This window comes from Martinezella sp. CNPSo 3732 (genome assembly GCF_057784515.1).
On record NZ_JBXSOO010000002.1, the window covers coordinates 552,257 to 568,854 of the forward strand.

The 16,598-nt window shown below is 58.4% G+C and carries 16 protein-coding genes and 3 tRNA genes; 16 read left to right on the forward strand and 3 right to left on the reverse strand.

Features of this window, described 5'->3' with window-relative positions:
• Positions 1-14: 14 nt before the first annotated feature.
• The gene (locus AC13RM_RS07500; RefSeq protein ID WP_374816938.1) at positions 15-704 is read right to left on the reverse strand and encodes an AprI/Inh family metalloprotease inhibitor; all 690 of its coding nucleotides are present in this window, start codon (positions 702-704) and stop codon (positions 15-17) included.
• 40 nt (positions 705-744) lie between these two features.
• Positions 745-1,653: a 23S rRNA (guanosine(2251)-2'-O)-methyltransferase RlmB gene (rlmB, locus tag AC13RM_RS07505; RefSeq protein ID WP_374816939.1), complete on the reverse strand. Its 909-nt coding sequence runs from the start codon at positions 1,651-1,653 to the stop codon at positions 745-747.
• A 199-nt stretch (positions 1,654-1,852) separates the two neighbouring features.
• Between rlmB and AC13RM_RS07510 the strand changes: the two genes are divergently transcribed.
• From AC13RM_RS07510 to AC13RM_RS07530, 5 genes are all read left to right on the forward strand, one after another.
• Positions 1,853-1,937: transfer RNA gene (locus AC13RM_RS07510), tRNA-Tyr, on the forward strand.
• Positions 1,938-1,962: 25 nt separating this feature from the next.
• Positions 1,963-2,036: transfer RNA gene (locus AC13RM_RS07515), tRNA-Gly, on the forward strand.
• A gap of 209 nt (positions 2,037-2,245) precedes the next feature.
• On the forward strand, positions 2,246-2,674 hold the full coding sequence (locus AC13RM_RS07520; RefSeq protein ID WP_113233716.1) for a DUF3597 domain-containing protein: 429 nt from the start codon (positions 2,246-2,248) through the stop codon (positions 2,672-2,674).
• A gap of 402 nt (positions 2,675-3,076) precedes the next feature.
• On the forward strand, positions 3,077-4,252 hold the full coding sequence (gene tuf, locus AC13RM_RS07525) for an elongation factor Tu (RefSeq protein ID WP_075852341.1): 1,176 nt from the start codon (positions 3,077-3,079) through the stop codon (positions 4,250-4,252).
• A gap of 70 nt (positions 4,253-4,322) precedes the next feature.
• On the forward strand, positions 4,323-4,832 hold the full coding sequence (locus AC13RM_RS07530; protein WP_285177537.1) for an AAA family ATPase: 510 nt from the start codon (positions 4,323-4,325) through the stop codon (positions 4,830-4,832).
• 13 nt (positions 4,833-4,845) lie between these two features.
• Here AC13RM_RS07530 and AC13RM_RS07535 read toward each other — a convergent pair whose 3' ends face one another.
• Positions 4,846-5,379 (reverse strand): GrpB family protein, encoded by a 534-nt coding sequence (locus AC13RM_RS07535; RefSeq protein ID WP_285177538.1) that lies wholly within the window; start codon positions 5,377-5,379, stop codon positions 4,846-4,848.
• Positions 5,380-5,534: 155 nt separating this feature from the next.
• Here AC13RM_RS07535 and AC13RM_RS07540 point away from each other — a divergent pair, with 155 nt between their 5' ends.
• The 11 genes from AC13RM_RS07540 to rpoB all read left to right on the forward strand — a co-directional run bounded on the left by AC13RM_RS07540 (position 5,535) and on the right by rpoB (position 16,598).
• Positions 5,535-6,428 carry an NAD-dependent epimerase/dehydratase family protein gene (locus AC13RM_RS07540; protein ID WP_285177539.1) on the forward strand — a complete coding sequence of 298 codons (894 nt, stop codon included), beginning with the start codon at positions 5,535-5,537 and terminating at the stop codon, positions 6,426-6,428.
• A gap of 323 nt (positions 6,429-6,751) precedes the next feature.
• The gene (locus tag AC13RM_RS07545; protein WP_113233778.1) at positions 6,752-7,438 is read left to right on the forward strand and encodes a glycosyltransferase; all 687 of its coding nucleotides are present in this window, start codon (positions 6,752-6,754) and stop codon (positions 7,436-7,438) included.
• 5 nt (positions 7,439-7,443) lie between these two features.
• Positions 7,444-8,319 carry a 3-deoxy-manno-octulosonate cytidylyltransferase gene (locus tag AC13RM_RS07550; protein WP_488554743.1) on the forward strand — a complete coding sequence of 292 codons (876 nt, stop codon included), beginning with the start codon at positions 7,444-7,446 and terminating at the stop codon, positions 8,317-8,319.
• A 212-nt stretch (positions 8,320-8,531) separates the two neighbouring features.
• Positions 8,532-8,607: transfer RNA gene (locus tag AC13RM_RS07555), tRNA-Trp, on the forward strand.
• A 195-nt stretch (positions 8,608-8,802) separates the two neighbouring features.
• Positions 8,803-9,003: a preprotein translocase subunit SecE gene (gene secE / locus AC13RM_RS07560; protein WP_015339590.1), complete on the forward strand. Its 201-nt coding sequence runs from the start codon at positions 8,803-8,805 to the stop codon at positions 9,001-9,003.
• An 18-nt stretch (positions 9,004-9,021) separates the two neighbouring features.
• Complete coding sequence (gene nusG / locus AC13RM_RS07565; protein ID WP_004123460.1) at positions 9,022-9,552, forward strand: transcription termination/antitermination protein NusG; 531 nt, start codon at positions 9,022-9,024, stop codon at positions 9,550-9,552.
• 214 nt (positions 9,553-9,766) lie between these two features.
• A complete protein-coding gene (rplK, locus tag AC13RM_RS07570; RefSeq protein WP_113233779.1) occupies positions 9,767-10,198 on the forward strand; it encodes a 50S ribosomal protein L11 in 432 nt (143 codons plus the stop codon).
• A 4-nt stretch (positions 10,199-10,202) separates the two neighbouring features.
• On the forward strand, positions 10,203-10,901 hold the full coding sequence (gene rplA / locus AC13RM_RS07575) for a 50S ribosomal protein L1 (RefSeq protein WP_113233780.1): 699 nt from the start codon (positions 10,203-10,205) through the stop codon (positions 10,899-10,901).
• 330 nt (positions 10,902-11,231) lie between these two features.
• Positions 11,232-11,750: a 50S ribosomal protein L10 gene (rplJ, locus tag AC13RM_RS07580; RefSeq protein ID WP_004123444.1), complete on the forward strand. Its 519-nt coding sequence runs from the start codon at positions 11,232-11,234 to the stop codon at positions 11,748-11,750.
• Positions 11,751-11,809: 59 nt separating this feature from the next.
• Complete coding sequence (rplL, locus tag AC13RM_RS07585) at positions 11,810-12,193, forward strand: 50S ribosomal protein L7/L12 (protein ID WP_112337470.1); 384 nt, start codon at positions 11,810-11,812, stop codon at positions 12,191-12,193.
• Positions 12,194-12,455: 262 nt separating this feature from the next.
• Positions 12,456-16,598 carry a DNA-directed RNA polymerase subunit beta gene (gene rpoB / locus AC13RM_RS07590; protein WP_374816944.1) on the forward strand — a complete coding sequence of 1,381 codons (4,143 nt, stop codon included), beginning with the start codon at positions 12,456-12,458 and terminating at the stop codon, positions 16,596-16,598.

Sequence of the window (16,598 nt, forward strand, 5' to 3'; positions counted from 1 at the left end):
CGGCCGGGCTCTGCTTATTTGCGTACCAGCAGCAACGGCTCGCCTTCCTCTTCTTCGGACTTCTGGAAACTGCCGTCGGGCTTCATATCGAAGGAGAGCGAGGAGCCGTCATTACCCAGCATGACAAGCCCGAACCCTTCCGTCGCCCAGAGTGAGAGCTTGAGGTCGCCGACTTCGCTGGCGCAATCGCCGCTCGGAGACATCTTGGAAGTGCCGTCCTGATCCTTGTCTGTGGTGAGCGTGATATCGCAGACGGGCTTGCCGTCCGGTGTCTGGATGCGCCACGCACCTGCAAGGCTTGCCGCGGTCGGCACATGGTCGACATCGCCGAGCGCCGGCAGCAGCCAGGTCGGATCGCCGCCTTCGCTTTCCCACGGTGAGCCTTCCTCTTGCTGGAAGCGCATGAGCGGCTTGCCCCCACCGTCCGCGATCGCCAGCGCGCCATCATCGGTGAAATTCCAGATCTTGGCCGCGGTAAGGGCGGGGAGCGGCATCGCGCATGCATCCGCCCCTGTAATCTCGTAGCCCCCGGAGACCGTATTCGTCCCGAAGGTGAGGCGGCAGCCCTGGGCGCCGCTTTCCGGCGCTACCAGCCAGACGCCTGCTTGCGCCTGGATCATTTCGTCATCGGCGGCGCGCGCCGGCTGGACTATGGTCAAAGCAAGGGCAGCGGCAACCGCCGCAGGACCAAGAAGACGGATCAAAGCAAATTCTCCCAACGTGCTGCGGCCGCCAAGGGCGCCACTATGATTTGAGATAGGACCGCGTTGCATATAGCGCGATCGCGGCAGCATTCGAGACATTGAGTGACTTGATGGCGCCCGGCATATCGAGCCGAGCGAGCGCATTCACCGTCTCCCGTGTCTTCTGGCGCAGGCCCTTGCCCTCGGAGCCGAGCACGAGGGCGATCTTGTCGCCGCTGAAGGTGCCTTCCAGCGGTGCCGGACCTTCCGAATCAAGGCCGATCGTCGTGAAGCCGAGCCGGTGCAGCTCGCCGAGCGCATCGGCGAGATTGGTGATCTGTATATAAGGTATGAGTTCCAGTGCGCCGGAGGCCGATTTTGCCATCACGCCTGATTCGGTCGGGCTGTGGCGCTGTGTCGTGATGACGGCACCTGCATCGAAAGCGACGGCTGAGCGCATGATGGCGCCGACATTATGCGGGTCCGTCACCTGATCGAGGACCAGCAGCAACGGGCTGTCCTTCAATGCCTCAAGCCTGCGTACGGGCAGGGGGCGCGTTTCCAGCATGACGCCTTGGTGAATCGCTTCTGGGCCAAGCACCTTGTCGATATCCTGCGGCGAGACGATCTCGACGGGAATGCCGAGCGCGTCGGCGGGGCCGATTTCCAGCCGCACCAGCGCATTCTGCGTCGTCGACAGCTTGATGTTCTTGCGCTCGGGATTGGCAAGCGCGGCGCGGACCGTATGCAGGCCATAGAGAAAGACCTGGTCGGGCGCGAGCGCCGGCGGCTTCCAATCGTCAGCGCCGGCCTTCTTGCGCTTCTGTGGCGCCGGCGTTGGGATTTCACCGCGCTCGCGCTTGGCATCGCGATGCGCGCGCCGCAAGGTGGCGTAGTGCGTGTCCTTGGCGGACTTGTCGCCGGTGATGTAGTCTTGGCCCTGGTGGCCGGTTTTTTTATCTTTGCTCATGCGGCTTTATAACCAGCGTGTCCGCGAGCGCATAGTCCTCTTTGACCTGTGGACTTTTTCCACGGGCTGAAATTTTTTTGTCATTTTTGGCAATTCCTTGTGTTGACAGACGGAAGTGGTCCGGCCATATACGCGGCGCAGATCACGGCGGCGACGCCACGGTCTGACAAGCTTGGTCGCAAGATCCAGTCGGAATACTGGAGGGATGCCCGAGTGGTTAAAGGGGACGGACTGTAAATCCGTTGGCTCAGCCTACGTTGGTTCAAATCCAACTCCCTCCACCATTCCGTGCCGGATCTTGACCATCCCGCGGGTATAGCTCAATGGTAGAGCAGCAGCCTTCCAAGCTGAATACGCGGGTTCGATTCCCGCTACCCGCTCCAAGAATTTCAATTTGTTAGCATCTTTATCGTTCTTTGTTACGGCAAAGAGCGTGCCCTGCTTTGCACGGTTGCTGGTCCTGATCGCTGCTTCGGTCAGCGTATCTCACCGGCTCGTATTAGCTTTGGTCTTTGCGTATTTGACATGAAGGGTTGCTTATATTTGCGCGAGCGATACATATTGCTCAGGCAACCGAAACGGGAGAGCGCAAATGGGTATCTTCGACAAGATCAAGGGTGCAATCTGGGGAGAGGCAAAGGCTGCCGAGGCAGCTCCGGCACCTTCGACCACTGCCGCAACCGCCAATCCGGCGCCAGCGCCGACACCGGCTCCTTCAGCGACTACGGCAGCGACCTCGCCTGCGACCAGCGCGCCGTCCGCTCCGGTGGATATCGCCTCGATCCTTGATGCTGCTGTCAAGAAAAGCGGCCAGAAGCTCGACTGGAAGCATTCCATCGTCGATCTGATGAAGGCACTCGGCATGGATGCGAGCCTTTCCGAGCGCAAGGAACTGGCGCAAGAGCTTGGCTATACCGGCGATACGGGCGATTCCGCCAAGATGAACATATTCCTCCATAAGGCTCTTCTGAAGAAGCTTGCGGACAATGGCGGCAAGGTACCGGCCGATCTGCTCGATTGATCGCTGCAAAGCTTCGGCGTCTTCGATCGGCTGCGTCGAATGTTGCATCGTGACAAACGACGATTGATTGTGGTTTGATAATTCTGCGCCCTTTCCTGCCGGGAGAGGGCGCTTTGCGTTCGAGATCGGACGAATTTCTCCCCCTCTAACGGCACTGGATTTCTTCGCCGTGCCTCCCTATGTAAGCGCCTGAACCGGCAAATGCTTTTTTGTCTTTCCGGATCGACCGGCGGACCTTACGCGGCGAAGGAATGTTGATGGCTTGAGATCATCTGTCGTCGGCCAGACTTCGCCCGGAATGGGGCCTGCAATTAAGTCTTGCGCAAATGCGATGAAAGCCTTAAACGGCGGCACTAAACCGGTTCGCCGGGGTCACTCATTACGTTCACAGGAAGCATTCAAATGGCAAAGAGTAAGTTTGAGCGCAATAAGCCGCACGTTAACATTGGTACGATCGGTCACGTTGACCACGGCAAGACGTCCTTGACGGCAGCGATCACGAAGTACTTCGGCGAGTTCAAGGCGTACGACCAAATCGATGCGGCTCCGGAAGAGAAGGCTCGTGGTATCACGATCTCGACGGCCCACGTTGAATACGAGACGCCGAACCGTCACTATGCGCACGTCGACTGCCCTGGCCACGCCGACTACGTCAAGAACATGATTACGGGTGCCGCACAGATGGACGGCGCGATCCTGGTTTGCTCTGCCGCCGACGGCCCGATGCCGCAGACGCGCGAGCACATCCTGCTCGCCCGCCAGGTTGGTGTTCCGGCGATCGTCGTGTTCCTGAACAAGGTCGACCAGGTTGACGACGCCGAGCTTCTCGAGCTTGTCGAGCTCGAAGTTCGCGAACTTCTGTCGTCCTACGACTTCCCGGGCGACGACATCCCGGTCGTCAAGGGTTCGGCACTTGCTGCTCTTGAAGATTCGGACAAGAAGATCGGCGAAGACGCGATCCGCGAGCTGATGGCTCAGGTTGACGCCTACATCCCGACGCCTGAGCGTCCGATCGACCAGCCGTTCCTGATGCCGATCGAAGACGTGTTCTCGATCTCCGGCCGTGGTACGGTTGTGACGGGCCGCGTCGAGCGTGGTATCGTCAAGGTTGGCGAAGAAGTCGAAATCGTCGGCATTCGTCCGACGTCGAAGACGACGGTGACCGGCGTTGAAATGTTCCGCAAGCTGCTCGACCAGGGCCAGGCCGGCGACAATATCGGCGCGCTGATCCGCGGTGTGAACCGTGACGGCGTCGAGCGTGGCCAGATCCTGTGCAAGCCGGGCTCTGTCAAGCCGCACAAGAAGTTCATGGCTGAAGCCTACATCCTGACGAAGGAAGAAGGCGGCCGTCATACGCCGTTCTTCACGAACTACCGTCCGCAGTTCTATTTCCGTACGACTGACGTGACGGGCATCGTGACGCTTCCGGAAGGCACGGAAATGGTTATGCCCGGCGACAACGTGACCGTTGCCGTTGAGCTGATCGTTCCGATCGCGATGGAAGAAAAGCTTCGCTTCGCCATCCGCGAAGGCGGCCGTACCGTCGGCGCTGGCATCGTGGCATCCATCGTCGAGTAATCTTCGGATTATTCCTTTATAAGAAGGCCTCGCTGGAAACAGCGGGGCCTTTTCGCATTCGGAGGTTCGCATGAGCTTGATTATTCTGACCGGTGCCTCCGGTTCGGGGAAGACTGCTATCGCGGAGGCAATAGCCAGGGATCATGCTGGAAGGTTAGCCGTCTATCATTTCGACAGCATCGGCATACCGTCTCTTGACGCCATGGTCAGGGATCATGGTTCGCCCGAGGCCTGGCAGCGCGACAAGACCATCGAATGGGTGGCGCGGCTTGCGCCGCAAGCGCACAAGGGCAAGGCCATTCTTTTCGAAGGGCAGATGCGGCCGTCCTTCGTCATCGAAGCCGCCTTGACTGCCAGGATCGATGACTATCGCCTCATATTGGTCGATTGCGATGACGCAACGAGGACGCATCGCTTGTCCGCTCAGCGAGGGCAGCCGGAACTTGCCGATGCGAACATGATGAACTGGGCCGCCTATCTGCGCCGCGAAGCTCAGGCATCGGGTCTTGAGATTCTCGATACGAGCCATCTTTCGCTGAAGCAGAGCGTGGATAATGTGCTGAGGCGCCTGATCGATTAATCCAACGACACTATCACCAGCCGGTGATATTTTCGATCGATGAGATCTCCATCTTCGCGCGGCGCAGGATATCGGCAACGAAATCGCTCTTGCCGCCGGTGTAGTGGTCCCAATCGCCACCGGCCTCTTCGGCCAGACGCCGTTTCAAGGTTGCATAATTCGCCGCACGTTCGGGATGGGCGCGCAGATAGTCGCGAAAGAGAAGGCGCTCCCGGTGGGCCTCGTTATCAGGCAGGCAAAGATAAAGTCGGGTGCCGTAAGGCGTCTCATCCTTGGTGAAGGTCCAGCGGCCGGCATCATGCGGATCGCCGTGAAAGCGATATCCGCCTTCCTTCAGGCGCTCCGTCGCGTCGTGTCTTGCACTCTCGGAGAAGAGGAACACCGTATCGATATCGAGCTTCGGTTTGGCGCATAGTCCGGCGATGGCAGTGCTGCCGATATGATGGAATTGGGCGGGGTGGCCGAGAATCAGGCCGATCGCCTTGCTTCTCCTTTTGAAGAGAAGGGGCCATTGCGGATCATATTCGACAAGCGTGATCGGCCGCATCCCACTCATCTCCTTTTGTCGTTTTCGCCATGCGGCATATGCTTTACCGAGTCGTCCCCATTATTTTGGCGGGAAAGTGTGAGGTCACCAAGCCGTGTCTTGCGAAACGGAGGCAACGGCCTATGTATCGCTCGATTTTATCTGGAGGAGATTTCATGAAGAAACGTATTTTGTTCACGGGCGGCAGCGGCAAGGCTGGACGTCACACGGTTCCTTGGTTGGTGAATGCCGGCTACGAGGTCCATAATGTCGATCTCGTGCCACTGAACAGTCCTGGCGTCACCAATCTGCAGGCCGATGTCACCGATGCGGGACAGGTTTATAATGTCCTTAGCATGCATCGCGATTTTCCGGATCTCGATCAGGGCAAGGGCGTGCAGCCTTTCGATGCCGTCGTGCATTTCGCCGCTATTCCCCGAATCCTGATCAAGCCAGATAACGAGACCTTCCGTATCAATACGATGAGCACCTACAATGTCATCGAGGCGGCCGCGAAGCTCGGCGTGAGGAAGATCATTGTCGCCTCCAGCGAGACGACCTACGGTGTGTGTTTTGCCGAAGGCCATCGCGATTTCCATCAGTTCCCACTGGAAGAAGATTATGATGTCAATCCGATGGATTCCTATGGCCTGTCCAAGGTCATAAACGAGAAGACGGCTCGGGCTTTTGCGGAACGTTTCGGCATCGACATCTACGCGCTGCGTATTGGCAACGTCATCGAGCCGCACGAATATGAGCGTTTCCCTGAGTTTTTCGCCAATAGCGAAATCCGCAAGCGTATCGCCTGGAGCTATATCGACGCTCGCGACCTCGGCCAGATCGTCCATCTCTGCATCGAGAAGAGCGGCCTCGGCTTCCAGGTGTTCAATGCCGCCAATGACACGGTTTCGGCCAACACGCCGTCGCGGGAGCTGGCCGCCAAGCACTTTCCGAACGTCCCGTTCACGCGCGAGATCGGCGAATATGAGGGCCTGCTGTCCAATCGCAAGATCCGCGAGGTCCTGGGCTTCAAGGAAGAACATGACTGGCGGAAGTATGTGAAGGTCTGAGGCGCAAAGCCTGAGAAATACCCCGGGCGCTGCTCGCTGGCGGCGTCCGGGAGAGAGACAAGCGGAAATCTCTCCATTTGTTACGCAGCATAACCAAAAATGCTTCCGCAAACACTCGACAAATATCCTCGTTTCTTTAAGTAGGTTCAGGTTCGCGGCATCTCGTGTAGATTGCGGCGCGCCGTGCGGCATATTCGGGCACATGTGTTGAACCCTCATCCCGCAGCCTATAGGCTTCATGCGATGAATTGAGCCTTGCTTGCGTCACGGCGAAAGATAATTTGCCGGCTGATTCAAAACAGACCAGCCGTTTCGGAGGTATCATGAAGGATAATGTTGCACGTATTTTCGTCGGATTCGATTCCAAGGAGGTCGTGGCCTACCACGTCCTGACCCAGAGCATCATCGAGCGCTCGTCGATCCCGGTGGTCTTCTCGCCGATCGTGCTCAACAATCTCGACGGCATCTTCACGCGTGAGCGCAACCCGCTGCAATCGACCGAGTTTTCCTTCTCGCGCTTCCTCGTGCCTTATCTCAGCGATTACCAAGGCTGGAGCATCTTCATGGATTGCGACATGCTCGCCCGCGCCGATATCGCCGAGCTTTGGGCGCTGCGTGACGATCGTTATGCCGCCATGTGCGTCAAGCACGACTATCAGCCGAAGATCGAAACCAAGTTCCTCGGCCAGACGCAGACGAAGTATGAAAAGAAGAACTGGTCGAGCATGATCCTGTTCAACAATGCCAAGTGCACGGCGTTGACCAAGGATTTCGTCAATACCGCGACTGGTCTTCAGCTTCATCAGTTCAAGTGGCTGGAGAATGACGACCAGATCGGCGAGGTGCCGGTCGTCTGGAACTATCTCGTCAACGAATACGATTATCGCGAAGATGCCAAGCTCGTGCATTTCACCGATGGCGGCCCGTATTTCGATGAATATCGCAACGACGACTACGCCGAAGAATGGTTTGCCATGCGCGACCGCATGCTGCACGTCCAGCAGAAGTGAGCGATTTGGATCATAAGACGACAGGAAACATCGATGTCGGCATACCGGCCGCGGGCTCCGCGGCCGGCTTGAACAGTGCCGACGAGTGGCGGACAATATTGGCAGGGTTTTCCCATATCGTTCTGGTCGCCAATAGCGACGCGGTCGATATCGCAAGCCTGCGGGCGCAGTTTCCCGGAACTGCGCTCTTCGTCTTCTTCAACAAGGTCTACAAGGTTCTGGATCGCCCGTTCCATGGGCATTCGCTGCTGATCTCCCGTGGTCAGCCGCGTGGTGCCAACATCGTCTATCGCGGCGAAGTGGGCGAGGTGGTCAAATTCTTTCCGAAGGAATATTTCCTCGGCATCATGAATATCCGGCTTGGTCCGGAAGAAAAGCTCAATCCCGCCGCCGACTTCCAGGCTGCGCCGACCGGCCACCTCGATCTCGTGGGCTTCTGCTCCGATTTTTATACGGAAGGCAAGACGCCGACGAGCGGCTTTGCTATGGCGCTTTGGCTCAGCGATCTGAAATTGCCCGGCGCGATCGTGCTTGCGGGTTTCTCGGCCAGGCGCGGTCAGAAGTGGAGGGTGGTTTCCGCCCATGACTGGAGCTTCGAGCAGACCTTCCTTCGTCTCTTTGCCCGCCTGGGCAAGATCACCATCCATGGTGGGATCGCACTGAACCCCTATATCAGCCTTGCCCAGCGCTTCACGGAGGTGCCTCCGGCCGAGATCGCCCTGGCCGCAGCCGATGTTCTGTCGGAACGGCTGGGCAATACCGATGCCGAAATAGACAAGCTGATCTCCCTGACCAATGTGATTCGCTCCGCCGACAATTTTATGCGTCACCTCAGGCCGAAATTTCTCAAGCGCAAGCCGAAAGGTTCTCCCGGAGAGTAACGAGGATAAGGGCATCCTTTCTGCAGCTTTTGCGGCGGCTTTGCCTGTCCGGCAGATCTGCCCGCTCGGGCACGTCTCATGTGAAGTTGCGGGTTCGATTGGGAAAAAGCAAAAAACGCTCTTGCCAATCGTTTCGTCCCGCCTTAAAGGGAGCGCCATGTCTTCGAACTGCTCGGACGGTCCACCGCCTGAAGCGAATATTCGAAGGAAGAAGGGGTATAGCTCAGTTGGTAGAGCGGCGGTCTCCAAAACCGCAGGTCGTAGGTTCGAGCCCTGCTGCCCCTGCCATTTTCCTTGATTTGACTGGCGCGTTGTTTCGCAGCTTCTCGGGTTGAGGGTTATGCCGGATTGCCGGCAAATTTTAGAAAACACCGTATCGCCTCTTGTTAAATCGGGAATCGGTGTTTATGTAGGGTTTAACAGACACGCGGTGCGTGGGGCTGATAGTTTCAGCTTTACGCGCCGTAATTGCGTGGGCAGTCAATGGCATCCAAAACGAATCCACTAGCGTTTCTGCGGCAAGTGCGCTCCGAGACGTCGAAAATCACTTGGCCCTCACGCCGCGAGACGATGATCTCGACGGTGATGGTGCTCGTCATGGTCGTTTTCGCCTCGCTGTTTTTCTTTGCTGCTGACCAGCTCATCGGCTGGATTCTCGGCTACGTGCTGAATACCGGCAATTGATATCGGGTGGAGATGAACATGGCGGCACGTTGGTACATCGTCCACGCTTATTCTAATTTCGAAAAGAAGGTGGCTGAATCCATCGAGGAGAAGGCCAGGCAGAAGGGTCTCGAGCATCTGTTCGAGAAGATCCTTGTGCCGACCGAGAAGGTCGTCGAGGTTCGCCGCGGCCGTAAGGTCGATAGCGAGCGCAAGTTCTTCCCGGGTTACGTGCTGGTGCGCGCCAACCTGACGGATGAAGCTTACCACCTGATCAAGAACACGCCGAAGGTCACTGGCTTTCTCGGCTCCGACAATAAGCCCGTTCCGATTCCGGATTATGAAGCCGAGCGCATTCTCGGTCAGGTCCAGGAAGGCGTCGAGCGGCCGAAGGCTTCCGTATCCTTCGAGATCGGCGAGCAGGTCCGCGTTTCCGATGGTCCGTTCGCGTCGTTCAATGGCACGGTTCAGGATGTGGACGAAGAGCGTTCGCGCCTGAAGGTGGAAGTGTCGATTTTCGGCCGTGCTACGCCGGTCGAGCTGGAATACAGCCAGGTCGAGAAGGTCTGATTGCGATTTCTACGAAAGGTTGGCCTGGCGGCTAGTCTTTCGTTCGAGTTTGGATATAAGCAAGTGCTTGCTTATATCTCGCGGCCAAGCCGCAATTCCGCGTGGAAGGGTAGGGTCTTAGCCGGGCCTGGTGATCCGCACCACGCAACCGCAGCCGCCGGAGCGATCCGGCATAGTGGGCCGGGCAACCGGTCATATAGAAAGGCAGAGAGAAATGGCTAAGAAAGTTGCAGGCCAGCTCAAGCTGCAGGTCAAGGCCGGCTCGGCGAATCCGTCGCCGCCGATCGGTCCTGCGCTTGGTCAGCGTGGCATTAACATCATGGAATTCTGCAAGGCGTTCAATGCCGCCACGCAGGAAATGGAAAAGGGTATGCCGATCCCGGTCGTCATCACCTACTACCAGGACAAGTCCTTCACCTTCATCATGAAGCAGCCGCCGGTCAGCTACTTCCTGAAGAAGGAAGCGAAGATCCAGTCCGGCTCCAAGACGCCGGGCAAGGGCGCCAAGGCTGGCACCCTGAGCAAGGCTCAGGTCAAGGCGATCGCCGAAGCCAAGATGAAGGATCTGAACGCCGCCGATATCGAAGGCGCAATGGCCATGATCGAGGGCTCCGCCCGCGCCATGGGCCTGGAAGTGGTAGGTTAAGACCATGGTAGCTAAGCGTATTCAGAAAATTCGTGAAGGCGTCGATCCGACCAAGCTCTACGCTCTGGATCTGGCCATCGGCATGGTCAAGGAACGTGCCGTCGCCAAGTTCGATGAAACCGTCGAAATCTCGATGAACCTCGGCGTGGACCCGCGTCACGCCGACCAGATGGTTCGCGGCGTCGTCAACCTGCCGAACGGCACCGGCCGTACGGTTCGCGTTGCCGTCTTCGCTCGCGGCGCCAAGGCTGATGAAGCCAAGGCTGCCGGCGCAGACATCGTCGGCGCGGAAGACCTGGTCGAAATCGTTCAGGGCGGCAAGATCGATTTCGATCGCTGCATCGCGACCCCGGATATGATGCCGCTCGTCGGCCGTCTCGGTAAGGTTCTCGGCCCGCGTGGCATGATGCCGAACCCGAAAGTCGGTACCGTCACGATGGACGTCAAGGGTGCTGTCGAAGCATCCAAGGGCGGCGCTGTCGAGTTCCGTGTCGAGAAGGCTGGTATCGTCCATGCCGGTATCGGCAAGGCCTCCTTCGACGCCAAGGCTCTGGAAGAAAACATCCGTGCCTTCGCCGATGCCGTCATCAAGGCGAAGCCAGCTGGCGCCAAGGGCAACTACGTCAAGCGCGTAGCGATCTCCTCGACCATGGGTCCGGGCGTCAAGATCGAGCCGTCGACGGTTACGGCGCCAAGCGCCTGATTGGTTCTGCCGGGCTCTGAGCCCGGCATTTAAGAATTCCCGGCCTTTCGGGGCCGGGATTTCCGGAGAAATCCGGAATTCCTGTCCGAGATTGCAGGTGGTTATCCCTTAATCACTTAAGCCTGCATGAGACGGGTAAGACCCGAATTTTGAAGAAGCTTCGCTTCGATGAACTCGGTTCGAGCCTTGGATGCCTTGTGCCTTGGAGCCGTCAGGCTCGAGCGCGAGGGGACAGGATCCTCAAGCGTCGCTTGGGATCTCATTGATCCCAGGAGGCAAAAGGCAACCCGGCAGGCCCGTTAACCCGGTCCTGTCAACTGGAGAAAAGCAGTGGAAAGAGCGGAAAAACGCGAATTCGTCACGGAACTGAACGAAGTCTTCAAGGCTTCGGGCTCGGTTGTCGTGGCCCACTATGCTGGTGCTACAGTCGCTCAGATGAACGATTTTCGTTCCAAGATGCGCGCTGCTGGCGGCACCGTCAAAGTCGCGAAGAACCGCCTGGCCAAAATTGCTCTTCAGGGCACGGATGCGGAAGGGATTTCCAATCTCTTCACCGGTCAGACGCTGATCGCATACAGCACTGATCCGATTACCGCTCCGAAGGTCGTCGTGGATTTCGCCAAGGGCAACGACAAGATCGTTGTTCTGGGCGGCGCCATGGGAACAACAACGCTCAACGCCGAAGGTGTAAAGTCGCTCGCGACCCTGCCTTCGCTGGACGAGCTGCGCGCGAAGCTGCTGGGCATGATCCAGACTCCGGCTACCCGCATCGCAGGTGTTGTTGCAGCGCCGGCAAGTCAGCTTGCTCGCGTGTTCTCGGCCTACGCCAAGAAGGACGAAGCCGCGTAAGGCGGTTTTTCGCTGTTTATAACCAAACCAGTTCGAACCGAACAAAAGGAACTACAAAAATGGCTGATCTCGCAAAGATCGTAGACGACCTCTCCTCGCTGACCGTTCTCGAAGCCGCAGAACTGTCGAAGCTTCTCGAAGAAAAGTGGGGCGTTTCCGCCGCTGCTCCGGTAGCTGTTGCTGCCGTTGCCGGTGGTGCTGGCGGCGCTGCTGCAGCTGCTGAAGAAGAAAAGACCGAGTTCGACGTCATCCTCACGGATGCCGGCGCGAACAAGATCAACGTCATCAAGGAAGTCCGCGCCATCACCGGCCTGGGCCTCAAGGAAGCCAAGGACCTCGTTGAAGCCGCTCCGAAGGCTGTCAAGGAAGCTGTTTCCAAGGCTGAAGCTGCTGACATCAAGAAGAAGCTCGAAGACGCCGGCGCTAAGGTCGACGTTAAGTAAGCTTGAAACTGCTTTGGGAGGTGGCATTTTGCTACCTCCCATTTGCCGTTTTTCTGAACGAATTACCCAAAAGCCGCGGGCAAAACGGCTTTTGGGTAATGGGTTCTTCAAGAGGATGGTCTCAAACCGAACCGCGACGCAATCCGGCTGAGCGGTTTTCGGTTAGATAGACGAGATTGAACTACTCATTGATTGATGGGGTCGCCTGGCCAGCGATTCCCATCCGTTGCAGGCCCGGGTGCAGGATTTTAAAGGAGCGACGATGGCTCAGACCCTTTCGTTCAACGGTCGCAGGCGCGTACGCAAGTTTTTTGGTAAGATTCCCGAAGTCGCAGAGATGCCGAACCTCATCGAGGTTCAAAAGGCGTCCTACGATCAGTTTCTCATGGTCGAAGAACCCAAGGGCGGCCGCCCTGACGAAGGTCTTCAGGCCGTCTTCAAGTCGGTTTTCCCGATCACCGACTTCTCCGGCGCTTCCATGCTGGAGTTCGTATCCTATGAATTCGAGCCGCCGAAGTTCGACGTCGACGAGTGCCGCCAGCGCGACCTGACCTATGCGGCGCCGCTGAAGGTGACCCTCCGTCTGATCGTGTTCGATATTGATGAGGATACGGGCGCGAAGTCCATCAAGGACATCAAGGAACAGAGCGTCTACATGGGCGACATGCCGCTCATGACGAACAACGGTACGTTCATCGTCAACGGCACCGAGCGCGTGATCGTGTCGCAGATGCACCGTTCGCCGGGTGTTTTCTTCGATCACGACAAGGGCAAGAGCCATTCTTCCGGCAAGCTGCTCTTTGCCGCTCGCGTCATCCCGTATCGCGGTTCCTGGCTCGATATCGAATTCGACGCCAAGGACATCGTCTATGCCCGTATCGACCGTCGCCGCAAGATCCCGGTGACGTCGCTGCTGATGGCACTCGGCATGGATGGCGAAGAAATTCTGTCGACCTTCTACACGAAGTCGCTCTACCAGCGCGACGGCGATGGCTGGCGCATTCCCTTCAAGGCGGAAACGCTGAAGGGCGCCAAGACCGTTGCCGACATGATCGATGCCGACACCGGTGAAGTCGTGGTCGAAGGCGGCAAGAAGCTCACGCCGCGCCTGCTGCGTCAGCTTCAGGACAAGGGCCTCAAGGCTCTGAAGGCGACCGACGAAGAGCTGTATGGCCTCTTCCTGGCAGAAGACATCGTCAATTTCCAGACCGGTGAGATCTATCTCGAAGCCGGCGACGAAATCGACGAGAAGACCCTGCCTGTCATCCTGAAGGCCGGCTTCGACGAGATCCCGATTCTCGGCATCGACCACATCAATGTTGGTGCCTACATCCGTAACACGCTGTCGGCTGACAAGAACGAGAACCGCCAGGACGCTCTGTTCGACATCTACCGCGTCATGCGTCCGGGTGAACCGCCGACCATGGAATCGGCCGAAGCCATGTTCAACTCGCTGTTCTTCGATGCGGAGCGTTACGATCTCTCCGCCGTCGGCCGCGTGAAGATGAACATGCGTCTCGACCTCGACGTCGAAGACACCGTCCGCATCCTGCGCAAGGACGACATCCTGGCCGTGGTCAAGATGCTCGTCGAGCTGCGCGACGGCAAGGGCGAGATCGACGACATCGACAACCTCGGCAACCGCCGCGTCCGTTCGGTCGGCGAGCTGATGGAAAATCAGTATCGTCTCGGCTTGCTGCGCATGGAACGTGCGATCAAGGAGCGTATGTCCTCGATCGAAATCGACACGGTCATGCCGCAGGATCTGATCAACGCAAAGCCGGCCGCTGCTGCCGTCCGCGAATTCTTCGGCTCCTCGCAGCTGTCGCAGTTCATGGACCAGGTGAACCCGCTTTCGGAAATCACTCACAAGCGTCGTCTTTCGGCTCTCGGCCCGGGCGGTCTGACCCGCGAGCGCGCCGGCTTCGAAGTCCGCGACGTTCATCCGACGCACTACGGTCGTATTTGCCCGATCGAAACGCCGGAAGGTCCGAACATTGGCCTCATCAACTCGCTGGCGACCTTTGCCCGCGTCAACAAGTACGGCTTCATCGAAAGCCCTTATCGCCGCATCATTGACGGTAAGGTGACCAATGACGTGCTCTACCTCTCCGCTATGGAAGAGGCGAAGTACTACGTTGCTCAGGCCAATGCCGAGCTCGACGCCGACGGCTCCTTCATCGAGGAATTCGTCGTTTGCCGTCATGCCGGCGAAGTCATGCTCGCTCCGCGCGACAACATCAACCTGATGGACGTCTCGCCGAAGCAGCTGGTTTCGGTTGCTGCCGCTCTGATCCCGTTCCTGGAAAACGACGACGCCAACCGCGCTCTCATGGGCTCGAACATGCAGCGTCAGGCCGTGCCGCTTCTGCGTGCCGAAGCTCCGTTCGTCGGTACCGGCATGGAGCCGGTCGTCGCGCGTGACTCCGGTGCTGCTATCGGCGCCCGTCGCGGCGGTGTGGTTGACCAGGTCGACGCAACGCGTATCGTTATCCGCGCCACCGAAGACCTCGATCCGTCGAAGTCCGGCGTCGATATCTACCGCCTGATGAAGTTCCAGCGTTCGAACCAGAACACCTGCGTCAACCAGCGTCCGCTGGTCACCGTCGGTGACGTGGTCAACAAGGGCGACATCCTGGCAGACGGTCCGTCGACCGACCTCGGCGATCTGGCTCTCGGCCGGAACGTGCTCGTCGCGTTCATGCCGTGGAACGGCTACAACTACGAAGACTCGATCCTGCTCTCCGAGCGTATCGTCGCCGACGACGTGTTCACCTCCATCCACATCGAAGAATTCGAAGTGATGGCGCGCGACACCAAGCTCGGTCCGGAAGAAATCACCCGCGACATTCCGAACGTTTCGGAAGAAGCGCTGAAGAACCTGGACGAAGCCGGCATCGTTTACATCGGCGCGGAAGTCCAGCCGGGCGATATCCTCGTCGGCAAGATCACGCCGAAGGGCGAAAGCCCGATGACGCCGGAAGAAAAGCTTCTGCGCGCCATCTTCGGTGAAAAGGCATCGGACGTTCGCGATACCTCCATGCGCATGCCGCCCGGCACCTACGGTACGGTCGTCGAAGTTCGCGTCTTCAACCGTCACGGCGTCGAAAAGGACGAACGTGCCATGGCGATCGAGCGCGAAGAGATCGAACGCCTTGCCAAGGACCGCGACGACGAACAGGCGATCCTCGACCGTAACGTCTACGGCCGTCTGGTCGAGATGCTGCGTGGTCAGGTTGCTCTTGCTGGTCCGAAGGGCTTCAAGAAGGGCACGGAACTGTCGAACTCCGTCGTTTCGGAGTATCCGCGTTCGCAGTGGTGGATGTTCGCCGTCGAGGACGAAAAGGTCCAGAGTGAGCTCGAAGCCCTGCGTGGCCAGTATGACGAATCCAAGTCGCGCCTTGAACAGCGCTTCATGGACAAGGTCGAAAAGGTCCAGCGCGGCGACGAAATGCCTCCGGGCGTCATGAAGATGGTCAAGGTCTTCGTCGCTGTTAAGCGCAAGATCCAGCCGGGCGACAAGATGGCAGGTCGTCACGGGAACAAGGGCGTGGTCTCGCGCATTGTTCCGGTCGAGGACATGCCGTTCCTGGAAGACGGTACGCATGTCGATATCGTGCTGAACCCGCTGGGCGTGCCCTCGCGCATGAACGTCGGTCAGATTCTCGAAACGCACCTCGGTTGGGCTTGCGCCGGCATGGGTCGTCAGATCGGGGAACTGATCGAAGCCTACAAGGCAAGCGGCAACATCGAGCCTCTGCGCAAGACGATCGATCTGGTCGTCGGCGACGGCCCGAAGAGCGACGACGTTCACGAGTACGACGATGCATCGGTGCTGCGTCTGGCCGATCAGTGGAAGCGCGGCGTGTCCATCGCGACCCCGGTCTTCGACGGCGCTGGCGAAGCGGATGTCAATCACATGCTGGCGATGGCAGGTCTCAAGCAGACCGGTCAGTCGACACTGTACGACGGTCGTACCGGCGAGCAGTTCGATCGCCAGGTTACGGTTGGCTACATCTACATGCTGAAGCTGAACCACCTTGTCGACGACAAGATCCACGCCCGTTCGATCGGTCCGTACTCGCTCGTCACCCAGCAGCCGCTGGGCGGTAAGGCGCAGTTCGGCGGCCAGCGCTTCGGCGAAATGGAAGTCTGGGCGCTCGAAGCTTACGGTGCAGCCTACACGCTGCAGGAAATGCTCACGGTCAAGTCGGACGACGTGGCCGGCCGTACCAAGGTCTACGAAGCCATCGTGCGTGGCGACGATACCTTCGAGGCGGGCATTCCAGAAAGCTTCAACGTTCTCGTCAAGGAAATGCGCTCGCTGGGCCTCAGCGTCGAACTGGAAAATTCCAAGGTCGACGATCTGCAGACGGCAAGCCAGCTTCCGGACGCAGCCGAGTAA